Origin of the sequence: Priestia sp. YIM B13552, assembly GCF_042787775.1 — a bacterium.
Lineage (GTDB): Bacteria > Bacillota > Bacilli > Bacillales > Bacillaceae_H > Priestia > Priestia megaterium_E.
In genome coordinates this window covers 212,801-227,571 of record NZ_JBHZOU010000005.1, presented here as the reverse complement: position 1 = coordinate 227,571, position 14,771 = coordinate 212,801, and the positions used below count along the sequence as shown (strand labels likewise).

Sequence of the window (14,771 nt, the reverse complement as noted above, 5' to 3'; positions counted from 1 at the left end):
GAACGAGATGGATTCTTGATTGAGAATCCAACGCGTTCGGATTTTTTGTTTGTATGGTGAACATAGCTTTCATATATTCATTCAGTTACTTCTAGCAGTTGATTGGAGGGCAAGGCGAAGACTCCTGCGGGAAAAGCGGAACAGGTGAGACCCCGCAGGAGCACAAGCGACGAGGAGGCTCACCGGCCGCCCGCGGAAAGCGAAGCCTTGCACGGAAATCAACTGCGGCGTCACAAGCAGTTCAGCTCATGTATCCTGTTTTTGCGTCTTTAGATTGAATTAATTAGGTATGTGTCAATCTCATTTTTGCTTTGTATGCCTATATCTTAAAAAAAGATTTTTTTCCATTGTATAAGCATAATCAAAAAAAATTAGGGAACTAAGAAAAAAGTTAGAGATTTACAAATAAAAAGGAAGGTTTTATATGAATACATTTAGATGGATAGCTGCAAGGAAACAGCTTTCTCCTCGTGCGTTTAAAGATGAGTTAACTAGTCAAATCTGGTTTAGTCCCTTAATTTATGCTTTCTTTTCTGTTCTTTTAGCTGCACTGACGCTGTTTCTTGACTATTATTGCAAAGTAGGAGAGAAGGTCCCTTCATTTTTTTCGATCAACATGGATTTAACGAATACGTTAGTGAGTACGATTATGCCCGGGATTCTATCGATTACCACATTTACCTTTAATTTAATGCTTGTTGTGTTTACATCATTTGCAGCTCAGTTTTCTCCTCGCGTGTTAAAAAACTTTGCTTCTTCTAAGTCCACTCAGCGAATTTTAGGTATTTTTATAGGGAGTTTTTTGTATACACTTTTTGTCTTTCTTTTTTTAAACAGCTCTCAAGTAGACGGATATTTTGCGATTCCGTTTGTGACGACAGCCCTTTCTGTTTTTAGTGCGGGCACGTTTGTCTACTTCATTAATCATTCTGTTAAGTGGCTGCAAGTAAATCATATGACTCAATCGATGAAAACAGCGTCCATAAAAGCGATTAAAACAACGATTCGCGAGGAACTGGAGATTCATAGAACGCAGTCTAGTCATAGCGAACAATTTTCCTTTCCACAAGGAGAGAAAAAGCCGGTATGTATTCAAACATCTGGCTATATTCAAACGTTGAACTACAGCCAATTGATTCACTGTGCCAAAGAGCATAATTTGGTGATAAAAATGGAGCGTGAAGTAGGGGATTACGTGCTCAGCGGAACCGTATTGTTTTATTATTGGCACAGAGATTCGACAGAGCACGATGAAATGGACTGTACCGTCTTTCACCAATATATCCATGTAGGGAAATCTCAGACTGATATTCAGGATACTACGTATATCATTACGAAGTTTGTAGAGATGGCAGTTAAATCACTAGGGAATGATGATTTCAAGACGGCAGTTAACTCCATTCATCAAATTAGCGATATTCTTCGGGAAATTTGTGAAGCTAGTCAATTTTCTTCTTATTTAGTGGATGACAGCGGCGTGATACGAATGGTGATTCCTGATAAAAAATTTGAGGACTTTTTATATGATGGATTCGCTAATATCCGGCACTATGCGAGGCGGAATATTATCATTACGATGGAGCTGCTCAAAACGCTTGGAAATCTCGCTGAGGCCATTGGGCCAGCTTATTACGACGATATTTGGGAGTTTGCCGTATACATTTCTAAAGGCTTTGAAGAAGAGTATTTATTTGTTCAAGATAAAAAGTACTTTTTACATATTCTTTGTGATTTAGCGGTTTCTACAAAAAAAGAAGAGCAATATGACCAAATCGTCAAACAGATGAAGGAATAAAAAAGCCGAAGTCAACGCGTGACTTCGGCTTTTCTTTTTTATTATTTATTTGAACGTTTTAAGATGCTTTTAGCATGTGAAAATGTATCAAAGCTTGCTTTTCCGTGATACGCACCCATTCCGCTGTCACCAACGCCACCAAATGGAAGGTAGTGAGATGTCATATGGTTAATCGTATCATTGATAGAACCGCCGCCGAATGACACGCTGTTTAAGATGTGATCTTGGATTGCTTCATCTTCAGAGAAAAGATAAAGTGCCAATGGTTTTGGACGTTTTACAATTGCTTCAATTACTTCTGAGATTTCATCGTATACGATGACTGGAAGAATTGGTCCAAAGATTTCATCTTGCATCACATTGTCTTCCCATGAGATGTTGTCAAGAACAGTTGGTTCAATAAACAGACGAGAACGATCCGTTTTGCCTCCAAAAACGATATCTCCGTTTGTTAAGAAGCTGCTAAGGCGATCAAAATGCTTTTCGCTCACTACGTGAGGGAAGTCTAGGTTTTGTGAAACATCTTCGCCGTACGTGTTTGTTACGACTTGTTTTAGGTTAGCTAGCAGCTCGTCTTTTACATTTCGCTGAACAAGAATGTAGTCTGGCGCTACGCAAGTTTGGCCAGCATTTGCAAATTTACCGCGCGCAATACGTTTAGCTGCTTCTTCAATATTAGCATCTTCGTGTACAATTGTAGGACTTTTTCCGCCTAGTTCTAGCGTAACAGGCGTTAAATGTTTAGCTGCAGCTTCTGCCACGATTTTGCCGACCATTGTACTTCCTGTAAAGAAGATGTAATCAAAGTTTTCTTTTAGTAAAGCCGTGCTTGTTTCCACTTCACCTTCGACTACCGTTAAGTATTCTTCAGGGAAGTTTTCATTAAACATCTTAGCAAGAAGGCTTGACGTATGAGGTGTTAATTCAGAAGGCTTTAACACCACGCAGTTACCTGCAGCAATCGCGCCTACTACTGGTGATACAGCAAGTTGGAACGGATAGTTCCAAGGTGCAATCACTAGAGCTAAACCGTATGGATCTTGATAAATGTAGCTTTTTGCTCCAGCGTGAGTAGATGGTGTTTCTACTTCTTTTGGCGCTGCCCATTCTGCAAGATTTTCAACTGCAAAGTCGATTTCACTTAGCACAAGACCAACTTCTGCACGTTTTGCTTCCATTTCTGGTTTGTTAAGGTCAGCTTTTACTGCTTTTAAAATGTCGTCTTCATGACGCACAACAAGGTCTCTTAATTTCTTTAACGTTTCGATACGGAACGCAACGTCTTTTGTTTTACCGCTATTAAAGAATGAAAGCTGTTTTTTTGTAAGTTCTTGATAGTTATTCATCAGAAAATCCCCTTTTACTTCACATTTTTAACTCTTTGTTCAATGAACAGAACTAGCTGCTGCTTATTTCCAAGTTGTAACCGTATTGACCGGTAAACGGTAAGAAGCATGGCCTTCGCTTGCTGCTTTCCCGATTGAGATAAGCATAATTGGAAGGTAACGCTCTTTATCTAAACCGAATTCTTCTGCGATTAAGTGTTTTTCGTATCCGCCGATTGGATTTGTATCATATCCGTGAGCGCGAGCAACAAGCATAAGCTGCATAGATACAAGACCTGAATCAATTAGCACGATGTCTTTCATATCTGCTTTTGGCATGTTTTCGTAAATCGGCTTAAAGAAATTTAGCTGCTGTTCTTTAATATCCTGAGGCATATAGCCAAGCTCTACTGCTTTCCCGAAAATTTCGTCTGCATATTCGACGTTATTCATGTCACCAAACACGGCAATAACAGCTGAAGATGTATGAACTTGTTCACTGTTAAATTTCGCAAGTTTAGCTAGCTTTTCTTTTCCTTCTGGTGTTTCAATAACAACAAAGCGCCACGGCTGCATATTAACAGAAGAAGGAGCGCGCATAGCTTCTGTAAGGATTTCCTCCATTTCCTCACGGCTGATTTTTACTGAAGGATCATATTTTTTAATTGAACGACGTTTTAAAGCAATTTCGTTAAAATCTTTTATAGTCATAGTCATTATTCCTTTCTTTTTAGGCGTTAAACATATTTATTGTCATTTCCATATTTTTGATTGTGGACAATTGTTTGACACATCAATAATTGATACATCAACAATATAATACATTGATTTAAGAATTGCAAGGGAAAAAGTTTAAACTTTTGAAGTGGTGTGAATTGGAAGTGTGAAGACTCATTCTCCAGGGAACAAACAACTATAAAGAGAGTAAGGAAAAAAGAAATGATAAAAATGATCAAACAAAAAGTTTGACTACTTTATTTCTCTTAGTTACGATAAGTAACGAAAAGAGACAAAAGTGAATTTGTTACTTTTTAAATGAATGACAGTTTGAGAAAGAAGAGATAGAAAAATGTTTATTCTCTTTTTAAAACTTAAACTGTATCTGTAATTAGTACAGTATAACAAGACATATCACGCAGGAAAAGTAGGAGGACTTCAAGATGTATACAGATTTAAAAGATAAAGTAGTAGTTGTAACAGGCGGATCAAAAGGATTGGGTCGCGCAATGGCCGTTCGTTTTGGTCAAGAGCAGTCAAAAGTAGTTGTAAACTACCGCAGCAATGAAGACGAAGCGCTAGAAGTAAAAAAAGAAATTGAAGAAGCTGGCGGTCAAGCGATTATTGTTCGAGGCGACGTAACAAAAGAAGAAGATGTTGTGAACCTTGTAGAGACAGCTGTTAAAGAATTTGGCACATTAGACGTTATGATTAATAATGCAGGTGTTGAAAACCCGGTTCCTTCTCACGAATTATCATTAGAAAACTGGAATCAAGTAATCGATACAAACTTAACAGGCGCGTTTTTAGGAAGCCGCGAAGCGATTAAATATTTTGTTGAAAATGACATTAAAGGAAACGTTATTAACATGTCCAGCGTTCACGAAATGATTCCTTGGCCACTATTTGTCCACTATGCAGCAAGTAAAGGCGGTATGAAGCTAATGACGGAAACATTGGCTCTTGAATATGCGCCAAAAGGTATCCGCGTAAATAACATTGGACCAGGCGCGATCGATACGCCAATCAACGCTGAAAAATTCGCAGATCCGGAACAGCGTGCAGACGTAGAAAGCATGATTCCAATGGGCTACATCGGCAATCCGGAAGAAATTGCATCAGTTGCAGCATTCTTAGCATCGTCACAAGCAAGCTACGTAACAGGTATTACACTATTTGCTGATGGCGGTATGACAAAATATCCTTCTTTCCAAGCGGGAAGAGGTTAATAAATAAAGCTGAAAGAAAAAAGACCTTGGGATATCCCGAGGTCTTTTTCGTATTGTCATAAATGCACGGCTTATTTACCGAATATTGAAACTTTTATTAAAGTGTTACGTATATAAGCTAACGACAAATAAAGGACGTGTTGATATGCTACCGGAAACGATTCAACAAAAAGTAGATCAGTATAGAGGTTTTTATATCAGCTTAAAAAATGAGCTCAAATGGAAAGTGACAGATCCGAAGCAGCTTATGGCTATCGCTTCTATGTATGCAGTGAAAGGCAAATCGCTTCAGCTTCAGCCTTATATTGAGTTAAGTGACTATATTAAAAATCAAGTAGGAATGTTTTCTACATTAAAATCATCGCAGAGGTTTACGATCGCAGCCATGCTAGATACCCGCTATGAGAATCCAAAAGAAACGTTTCATGAATTTCTGGATGTATATGATCAATTGGTACAAGGCGGATTTACCAGAGGCGCATTTACGTATATCGCAGCTTCCGCTATGCTGTCGAATGAGTCAAGTCGAAGTCATAAAGAAATGGTTCGAAGGTCAGTAGAAATTTATCAAGGCATGAAAAAAAAGCATCTCTTCCTCACAACAAGCGGTGATGTACCTCTTGCCGTTTTATTAGCTGAAACTAGCCAGTCTGTTGATGATTTGATGCATGAAATTGAACACTTTTATACCACATTGGGGCAGCATGGATTTAAAAGAGGGAATGACCTTCAATTTTTAAGTCATATTCTCGCAATCGATAAAAACTTACATGGGGATACCCTTATTGAAAGGTGCCTAGCAGTAAAAGAAACCTGTGAATCGGCAGGTATGAAAGTAAAAGCAATGCATTACCCGGTTCTTGGCTTATTAGCACTGTTTGAAAATCCGGAAGCTGAAATTGAAATTATCCATGAAGCGGTAAAGCAGCTGAATGCAGATAAACTTTTTAAGTGGCATAAAGACATCAATGTTATGCTGGCGGTTAATCTGGTTATCAGTGAAAAGCTAAAGGATTCTAGACTGGTCGAAACAGGTATCTATACAACGATTGAAACGATTATTCAAGCCCAGCAGGCAGCTATGCTAGCTGTTATTGCGAGCACTTCAGCAGTTGCTACTACGACTACTACTTGATAAATGAAACGGTTATAAAAAGAGGCTGGGACATAACTACATGAATCTAATCTAAAGATGAACCAATGGAATAAATGAGCTGAACCGCTTATAATACCGCGGTTGATTTCCGTGCAAGGCTTCGCTTTCCGCCGGCGGCCGCTGACCCTCCTTGTCACTTACGCTCCTGCGGGGTCTCACCTGTTCCGCTTTTCCCCCAGGAGTCTTCGCCTTGCTCTCCAATCAACAGCTAGAAGTACCCATATACATGAAACCTACGTTCACCATACCGATGAAAAAATCCGAACGGAGTTGATTCTCCATCAAGAATCTTGATTCCTCGTTCGGATTTACATTCAACTAGAATACTTTTATCTCAGCTTTTCTCTTAAAAAGTATAAACCTCGCCATCATCTGGAACAAAGACGTGAGATGTCATGTCTTTTTCTTTGATAAAGCCTTTTAATTCTTCTCTTGATAGCGTCCAGTGATTTACAGCTTCCATATGGACAGAAATAATCGTAGCACGAGGGGGCGCTTTAAAAACTTCGTAAATATCTTCTTTCCCCATCACAAGAGAACCGCCTTCTAAAAACTGATTATCGCCGCCGTTTACGACAATAACGTCGGGTTTATGTGTATTGATTTCTTCTTCAACAGCGGAATACCATACCGTATCTCCAGCTACATAGAGGGTTTTTTCACTCTTATCTTTAAAAACAACGCCGCACACTAAACCAGTACGCTTTAAAATTTCTCCTCTTCCGTGTTCACCTTTTGTTTTGATTAATTCAACGCCTTCAAAAACCGTGTTTTGCGTAAGTACTTCTACATTTTTAAAATCAGCTTCTTTTACTGCTGCGGCATCTTCTTCATTTTGAACGAACATTTTGATATTGTTTGGCAACGCCTGTTTAGCGGCATCGTCAAAATGGTCTAAATGGAGGTGAGTGACAATAACCGCATCTACATCAGCAATAATTTCTTCAACGGATATCGGTAAGTTCACTAAAGGATTGTTTTGATCTTGTCTGATCGAATTTGGGAAAGGAGGGTACGTGCCTTTTTCTGCTAACATAGGATCAATTAAAAACGTTTTTCCTCCGTATTCAACATTTAGAGTAGCGTTGCGAATATGTGTAATCTTCATCTGTATCTCTCCTTTTTTGATCTACATACAGTTTATAGGATGCTCTAGTTGCAAATACATAGATAAAATCAAGTCTTTTAACACTTTCACTTGATAAATGAAAGAATAGTAGTCAAAAGCAAAAAGAACCGAAACAGTGCTGTTTAGGTTCTTTTTAGGATTTCTTTTATCTCTTTATATATACGTACTTGGTTGCGTCCATGTTGTTTGGCATCGTACAGGGCGATATCTGCTTTATTCAACAGCTCATCTAACGTTTCATTTTCTTGTTTTTCCGCTTGTGCTACTCCAAGACTTAACGTAACAGAAATGGTTTCTTCGTTAATCAGTAAGGGCTGAGTCTCGACGTGACGGCGAATTTGGTCGGCAAGCGTTTCGCCTTCGGATAAAGTATAGCCCTTTAGCGCGAGTACAAATTCTTCACCGCCGTACCGAGCAAAAAGCGCTCCTTGCGGTAATACGGACTGACAGGCTTTTACGACATGTACAAGCACCTGATCGCCGGCATAATGACCATACGTGTCGTTCACTTTTTTAAAATAATCAATATCAAGTAAAAGAAGCGTAAAAGAAGCTGCGGACTGTTTTGCTTCTTTGAACGCTTGCTTACTGTGCTGAAAAAATGCCCGACGATTATAGATTTGCGTCAGCTCATCGTAATAAGCTTGATTTTCAAGCTTTAGCTGAAGTCTTTTGAGCTCCGTAATATCCGTAAAAATAAGCAGCAAGCCGTGACTATTGTTAGCATACTGCAAAGGAGAGGTGCGAACTTGATACGTATACTGAGATTGATCCGCAGAAAAAAGCTGCAGCTCTTGACTGCTGTTTTTATTTTCGAATGTAAAAGGAAATGAACTGTCCGATAGCGTGAACCAAATATCAGCAAACCGTTTTCCAAACATCGCTTTTTTCAGCTGGGGAAACATGTTCTTCGACGCTAAGTTAAATTCAATTAATCTGTAAGCTTCATCAAGCACGATAACACCGTCATTGATGCTGTTAAATATCGCATCTTTCGCAACGGGCATGACTGTAAACATACGCGATGAGTTAATGGACCATAAATATAAAAAAGAAGAAACCCATAAAACCATCGGAACTGGATCAATTCCCTGCGGCGTAAAGCCCATTAAATAGACAAAAGCTGTGACGATAGGGACTAGTTGCCCGACCATTAATGCAATTAACTGCAGGCGGTAAGCTTTGGCTGTTTCTTTCCAGCGGTAAATGGCGAGCAAAAAAGCAACGAACATAGACGAAAAGATGTACATGCCGTGAATCGTGTACCATGGTCCAATTTCTTGATGAATGTAAGGAGCACCTAAAACTGGGTCAATTTCAAACACGCGATAATGAAGGTGATGCCAGTCGTTTGTTGCGACCATAATCAAACTAATAAACGGAATGATAAAAAGCGCAAAAATATGTTTTTTCCTTACCTTTATGCCGACATACTGCATAACAAACAGCAGTCCTGCAGGAGGTGAAAAAGGCATGCCCACGTATTGAATAACGGTCCAAAATTTCATTTCCTCAAGATTAACGGATAGCAAGCTGAATGCCGCACCCATACAATAAACGGCGGTGAAACCCGTATGAAGAATAAATAAATGCGCAATATTGCTGTAGTGGTGACGTTTAATAAATACGTAAAAACACAAGTATAAATTAAGAACACCAGACGTACAGATAAGCGTTATATAAGCGGTTAAATCTAAATTCACAATCGTGTCCCTCATTAAGAAAGCATTTTTAGTTAAATGTAGCACAGTTCAAATAAAATGTGGATGTTTTATTAGGAATTTAGTAGCAGTGAAGGAAGTAGCTGGCTAGTCTATAAGAATTATCTCTCTTTCACTAGCAGATTATTAAAAATTCAGTATTTTATGTGTTGACATCGCTTTCATAGTAGAATATAATTTCGGTAATAACTTAAAACTGGATTGTTACTGATTCGATCAGGCATTACCTGTGTTAAAAATACGTGGTGTGTTCACGTGTTTTTAAGATGGGATTTTCATGTTTGTTCTGATGTGGGGGAAGCATCTATGAAATTTGTTAAAGTATTTAATAATAACGTAGCTTTGGTGAAAGACTCTTCTAATGTAGAATGGGTCATCATGGGAACAGGCGTCGGTTTCCAAAAGAAAAAAGGTGATCCCGTTGATAAAGCTGTCATTCGACGAAAGTTTGTGGCCGAGTCGTCCAACATTCGTCGACCGCTGGCTCAAATGTTAGAGAGCATCAAACCAGAAATTCTTGAGGTTTCTGTAGAGCTAATCAAACAAGCAGAAAAAGAAATAGGTGAGCCTTTTCGCACCAATATTCACTTAACTCTTGCGGATCACTTAAATTTTGCGATTGAACGAAGCCATAGTGGCCTTGAATACGCGCAGCCGAGCCGCTGGGAAGTCAAGAAGCTTTATCCGAAAGAGTATAATGCTGCGGTTAACGCGATTCGACTAGTGTATGACCGGCTTGATGTGCTGCTTCCTAAAAGTGAAGAAACGTTTCTTACCTATCATTTTGTAAATGCACAGAATGTACAAGCAAAAGTGGAAGAAACGATGAAGATGACTGAAGTGATTAATCGAATTATCGATATTGTTCAATATCATTTTCAGCTAAAACTTGATGAAGAATCGATGAATTATTCCCGCTTTGTCACGCATCTACGATTTTTTGTCTTACGTCAGCTAGATCAGAACCCACATGTTTCTCCTGAAGTTGATGCTACGCTGCTGGATGTTGTAAAAACAAAGTATGAGAAAGCGTACAAAGCTGTTGAAAAAGTGACAAATCTGCTTCATAAACAGTACGGTTGGTCTTTAACGTCAGATGAAAAGCTTTACTTAACGCTACACATTTGGCGCGTGACGAATCTCGTAGAAACTGAATAATTGTTCTTCATTGGAGGATTGTTACTGACTCGATCAGGCATTACCCAAGCAGACATTGACATGTTCCAAACATGTAGTGATCTGTTTGGGTTTTTTTATTGAAAAAAGGAGGGATATAAATGACTTCATATAAAGAAACAGCTAAACAAGTAGTAGATAAAATCGGTGGAGTACAGAACGTTAACCAGGCTTGGCACTGCGTGACGAGACTTCGCTTTAATCTTCACGATAAGAATAAAGTCCAGGTTGAGGAAATTAAGCAAATAAAAGGAGTGATGGGCGCTCAATTTTCCGGTGATCAGTTTCAAGTCATTATTGGAAACAGAGTTGCTGAAGTGTTTGAAGAAGTTGAACCTTTAGTAGGAAGCGGAAGCGCTGCTGAGGAGAAAAGCGGTACAAAACAAGGCGTTGTTTCACTTGTAATGGACAGTATTTCGGGAATTTTTACTCCTATCTTACCAGCGCTTATTGGTGCGGGTATGCTAAAGGCTTTTGTCGCTTTATTTGCTACTCTCGGATGGCTGAGCATAGAAAGCGATACGTACGCCGTGCTAAACGCAATTGGAGACGGAGTCTTTTACTTTTTACCCTTTTTCTTAGCAGTTTCAGCAGCTCGTAAGTTTAAAACAAACGAATACTTAGCGCTTGCTTTAGCAGCTGCCATGCTGTATCCGACCTTTGTAGATGCAGCACGAGGCATTACGAAAATAAAAGAATTCACGTTATTTGGAATCAATTTTATATCCATTCCAGTTGTGAACTATACGTCTAGCGTTATACCGATTATTTTAGGTGTGCTTTTATTAAAGTATGTATATAAATTTGTTCGCTCATGGATGCCGGCTACTCTTACGGTCATGTTTTCACCACTGCTTACCCTTTTAATTGCTGCACCTATCACGTTATGGGTAATCGGTCCGCTTGGAACGTATATGGGAGACGGAGTAGCCATTATGTTCTCTTGGATGTTTGAAACAGCCGGTCCGCTGGCAGGGCTTTTACTAGCAGGTCTTATGCCTCTTATTATCATGACCGGCATGCACTATGCAATAGGTCCGATTGCGATTCAAAATCTAAAAGTATACGGATTTGACAATGTTTTGATGCCAATGATGTATATCAGCAACCTTGCTCAAGGTGGAGCAGCTTTTGGAGTAGCCTTGAAGACAAAAAATAAAGATTTAAAGCAAGTGGCATTTTCATCGGCCATTTCAGCTGTTATCGGAATTACAGAGCCCGCTATGTACGGAGTAAACATGAAGTTAAAAAAACCTTTTTATTACGCTATGGCATCTAGTGCACTGCTCGGTGGCTTTGCTGGTTGGTATGGTTTTAAAGCTTTTACACTAGGAGGATTAGTCGGAATCTTTGCTATCCCTACGTTTGCAGATCCAAGCGGAGCAGCAGGCAATTTAATGGTCGCTGTGGCGCTGCTGGCAGCGGCAGTTATTTTACCAGCTGTTTTGGTACTCACTCTTGGATTTAAAGATATTGCTTCAGAAGAAACAGAAAAAAATACAATCAAACTTGAAGAACATCCTGTCACAGAAAAAGCGCCATTACAAAATGTTTCTCTAGCAGTAGAGGCGAAAAAAAGCGGTAAAACAGCAAGCGTCTTTTCTCCGTTGCACGGTGAGCTTGTACCGCTGCATCAAGTGTCAGATGCAACATTTGCTCAAGAAATTATGGGGAAAGGAATTGCAATTAAACCGAGCGAAAACCGTGTAGTTTCGCCTGTTGCTGGCACGGTTATGGTGCTGCCTGATTCTCAACATGCAATCGGCATTAAAGGAGAAGATGGCGAAGAAATTTTAATTCATATTGGAATTGATACCGTTTCTTTAAAAGGAGAGCATTTTAAAGCACTGGTAAAAGAAAAAGATTATGTAAATGCAGGGCAGCCGCTCATTGAATTTGACCGGCATGCGATTGCAGAATCTGGATTCGAAACCGTTACGATGGTTATTATCACAAACACCGCAGAGTATTTAGATGTGCTGCCGGTCAATGAAATAGGTCCGATTTTTGAAGGGGAACAGCTACTTTCTGTAGTAAAATAAATGCTATTTTTAATAAAAATATGAAAAAAGGACGTGGGGGCTATGTTAACAAATGATACTGTATTTAAAAAGGGATTTTTATGGGGAGGAGCGACGGCTGCTAACCAAATTGAAGGAGCTTACGACGTTGATGGGAAAGGGCTGTCTACTGCAGACATGATCCGATTTGTCCCAAAAGACGAACGAACTGGTTATTCAATGGATGTAAAAGCAGATTACATTGAAGATGTGCTTAACAACAAAGTAAACGATCGTTTTCCAAAGCGTACGGCTATTGACTTTTATCATCGCTATAAAGAAGATATCGCACTGTTCGCGGAAATGGGATTTAAAACGCTTCGCATTTCGATCAACTGGGCGAGAATTTTTCCAAATGGAGATGATGTGAATCCAAACGAAGCAGGGTTGCAATTTTACGATAATTTGTTTGATGAAATGTTAAAGTACGGCATTGAACCATTGGTGACGCTTTCGCATTATGAAACGCCGCTTGAGCTTACCCGTAAATACAACGGCTGGTACAGCCGCAAGCTAATTGGCTTTTATACACGCTACGCGGAAACGGTATTTACACGCTATAAAAACAAAGTAAAATACTGGCTGACGTTTAATGAAATTAATGTGATTACACATAGTCCTTATACAGGCGGCGGTATTTTAGTTGAAAACGTTCCAAATCAGTCAGCGGAGCAAATTGCGTATCAAGGGGCGCATCATCAGTTTGTTGCGAGTGCACTTGCCACTAAGTTAGCTCATGAAATTATTCCTGATGTAAAAGTAGGATGTATGCTTGCGCGTATGACAACGTATCCTGTGACGAATCATCCGGATGATATTTTACTAGCTCAGCATAAAAATGACTTGAACTTATTTTTTACAGATGTTCAAGTTCGCGGAGAATATCCAAAGGTAATGGAGCGTTACTTTAAAGAAAACAACATTCAAATCGTAAAAGAAGTAGGGGACGATGAGATTATCAAACAATACCCCGTTGACTTTATTTCGTTTAGCTACTATATGTCTCTTTCTGTCACAACTCAAAGCGAAGAAGACAATGTCCTAGGAAATATGATTGCAGGAAGTGTAAAAAATCCTCATCTTCAAACGTCCGACTGGGGATGGCAAATCGATCCGAAAGGACTGCGCTATACGCTACAAGATTTTCATAACCGCTACGGCAAACCGCTGTTTATCGTTGAAAATGGTTTAGGAGCTCATGACAAAGTAGAAGAAGACGGCTCTATTCATGATCCGTACCGCGTAGATTACTTAAAGCAGCATATTGAACAAATGAAAGAAGCGGTTAAAGATGGTGTGGACTTAATGGGCTATACGGCGTGGGGACCTATTGATTTAATCAGTGTGTCAACAAACGAAATGTCAAAACGATACGGCTTTATTTACGTAGATCAAGACGATGAAGGAAATGGTACGCTTGAACGATCTAAAAAAGATTCTTTTTACTGGTATAAACAAGTGATTCAGACAAATGGAGAAGATTTATCTTCATCTACAAAAGTCAAAGTTTCTCAGTAAAAAACACATGCCTGAAAACACGAGATGTCCTTCATCTCCTTGTCTTCAGGCATATTTTTATTATGAGTCTATTTACGTTTTATAAAGGTGTCATCTGCATTTTTTTCTGTCTAAAAAAGACCCAATCTGTAAAGCCGATTTCTTTAAGACGCTTTTTTACTAGTTCAAAGTCGTCGCCAATGCGTTCCGGATCATGAGCATCGGAACCAAAGGTAATGTGTACCCCGTAGTGCAGGGCTCTTTCTAAAATATCATCTGCAGGATACCAGCCTCCGCAGTCTTTGGTTTTGCCTGATGTATTCACTTCTATGGCAATGTCATGTGCTGAAATCACTTTTAGCGTTTGATCAATGACAGCTGTCTCGATAGAAGAAAACGAGGGATAGAATCCTTTCATGGCATCAATATGGCCAAGGATTTGAAACATTCTGCTGCGGGCGGAGTCTTCAATCAATTGATAATACGTTTCTTTCGTGCGCTGCTTTTCTTGCTGAGAAAGACCTTCCCAGCGCGTTTTATGAAAGATGCTGACTTCATCAACTAGATGGACAGAGCCAATTATGTAGTCAAACGGATATTTTTCATAGTGGCTTTGGTATACTTTTGCATGCTCGGGAAAGAAATCAGACTCCACGCCTAACAGTACTTCAATTTTCTCTTTATATTCTTCTTTTAGTTTCAAAATCTCAGCTACATATCCGGAAAATGCGCTTTTTCCCATCGCAATATTAGGATAAGGCTGGTCTTCTTCGCTCGCAAAATAAGGAGAATGATCCGAAATTCCAATGATATCAAGCCCTTTATTAATGGATGCCTCTATATAATCTCGAATCGTTCCGCGAGCATGTCCGCATCGGTCGTGATGGGTATGAAAATCAAATTTTAACTCAGCGTTCATTTTTCATCACCTCTGTTATCTTTTTGTGTGGTGTATAGAATATTCTA

12 protein-coding genes are annotated in these 14,771 nt (G+C 39.3%); 7 read left to right on the top strand and 5 right to left on the bottom strand.

What is annotated here, in order from left to right:
- Positions 1 to 98 precede the first annotated feature (98 nt).
- Positions 99 to 278 carry a hypothetical protein gene (locus tag ACFX40_RS20390; RefSeq protein WP_081085212.1) on the top strand — a complete coding sequence of 60 codons (180 nt, stop codon included), beginning with the start codon at positions 99 to 101 and terminating at the stop codon, positions 276 to 278.
- A 146-nt stretch (positions 279 to 424) separates the two neighbouring features.
- Positions 425 to 1,795, top strand: coding sequence for a DUF2254 domain-containing protein (locus ACFX40_RS20385; protein WP_060745240.1), 1,371 nt, complete (start codon positions 425 to 427; stop codon positions 1,793 to 1,795).
- Positions 1,796 to 1,836: 41 nt separating this feature from the next.
- Here ACFX40_RS20385 and ACFX40_RS20380 read toward each other — a convergent pair whose 3' ends face one another.
- Both ACFX40_RS20380 and ACFX40_RS20375 read right to left on the bottom strand, forming a co-directional pair.
- Positions 1,837 to 3,141 (bottom strand): aldehyde dehydrogenase, encoded by a 1,305-nt coding sequence (locus ACFX40_RS20380; protein WP_102813565.1) that lies wholly within the window; start codon positions 3,139 to 3,141, stop codon positions 1,837 to 1,839.
- A gap of 63 nt (positions 3,142 to 3,204) precedes the next feature.
- Positions 3,205 to 3,831 (bottom strand): nitroreductase family protein, encoded by a 627-nt coding sequence (locus tag ACFX40_RS20375; protein WP_080781659.1) that lies wholly within the window; start codon positions 3,829 to 3,831, stop codon positions 3,205 to 3,207.
- A 449-nt stretch (positions 3,832 to 4,280) separates the two neighbouring features.
- Here ACFX40_RS20375 and gdh point away from each other — a divergent pair, with 449 nt between their 5' ends.
- Positions 4,281 to 5,066 carry a glucose 1-dehydrogenase gene (gdh, locus tag ACFX40_RS20370; RefSeq protein WP_377256045.1) on the top strand — a complete coding sequence of 262 codons (786 nt, stop codon included), beginning with the start codon at positions 4,281 to 4,283 and terminating at the stop codon, positions 5,064 to 5,066.
- 145 nt (positions 5,067 to 5,211) lie between these two features.
- Positions 5,212 to 6,201 carry a DUF4003 family protein gene (locus ACFX40_RS20365; protein ID WP_377256043.1) on the top strand — a complete coding sequence of 330 codons (990 nt, stop codon included), beginning with the start codon at positions 5,212 to 5,214 and terminating at the stop codon, positions 6,199 to 6,201.
- A gap of 367 nt (positions 6,202 to 6,568) precedes the next feature.
- Here ACFX40_RS20365 and ACFX40_RS20360 read toward each other — a convergent pair whose 3' ends face one another.
- Together ACFX40_RS20360 and ACFX40_RS20355 are read right to left on the bottom strand one after the other, a co-directional pair.
- A complete protein-coding gene (locus tag ACFX40_RS20360) occupies positions 6,569 to 7,330 on the bottom strand; it encodes an MBL fold metallo-hydrolase (RefSeq protein WP_377256040.1) in 762 nt (253 codons plus the stop codon).
- A 143-nt stretch (positions 7,331 to 7,473) separates the two neighbouring features.
- Complete coding sequence (locus ACFX40_RS20355; protein WP_098580063.1) at positions 7,474 to 9,054, bottom strand: histidine kinase N-terminal 7TM domain-containing diguanylate cyclase; 1,581 nt, start codon at positions 9,052 to 9,054, stop codon at positions 7,474 to 7,476.
- A gap of 324 nt (positions 9,055 to 9,378) precedes the next feature.
- Here ACFX40_RS20355 and ACFX40_RS20350 point away from each other — a divergent pair, with 324 nt between their 5' ends.
- The 3 genes from ACFX40_RS20350 to ACFX40_RS20340 all read left to right on the top strand — a co-directional run bounded on the left by ACFX40_RS20350 (position 9,379) and on the right by ACFX40_RS20340 (position 13,826).
- Positions 9,379 to 10,230 (top strand): PRD domain-containing protein, encoded by an 852-nt coding sequence (locus ACFX40_RS20350; protein ID WP_060745247.1) that lies wholly within the window; start codon positions 9,379 to 9,381, stop codon positions 10,228 to 10,230.
- Positions 10,231 to 10,349: 119 nt separating this feature from the next.
- Positions 10,350 to 12,290: a beta-glucoside-specific PTS transporter subunit IIABC gene (locus ACFX40_RS20345; RefSeq protein WP_377256036.1), complete on the top strand. Its 1,941-nt coding sequence runs from the start codon at positions 10,350 to 10,352 to the stop codon at positions 12,288 to 12,290.
- 42 nt (positions 12,291 to 12,332) lie between these two features.
- Positions 12,333 to 13,826, top strand: a complete 1,494-nt coding sequence (locus ACFX40_RS20340) for a glycoside hydrolase family 1 protein (protein ID WP_098334320.1) — start codon at positions 12,333 to 12,335, stop codon at positions 13,824 to 13,826.
- A 79-nt stretch (positions 13,827 to 13,905) separates the two neighbouring features.
- Here the strand turns inward: ACFX40_RS20340 and ACFX40_RS20335 are convergent, their stop codons facing one another.
- Positions 13,906 to 14,724 carry a histidinol-phosphatase gene (locus ACFX40_RS20335; RefSeq protein ID WP_377256033.1) on the bottom strand — a complete coding sequence of 273 codons (819 nt, stop codon included), beginning with the start codon at positions 14,722 to 14,724 and terminating at the stop codon, positions 13,906 to 13,908.
- Between the last annotated feature and the right edge of the window lie 47 nt (positions 14,725 to 14,771).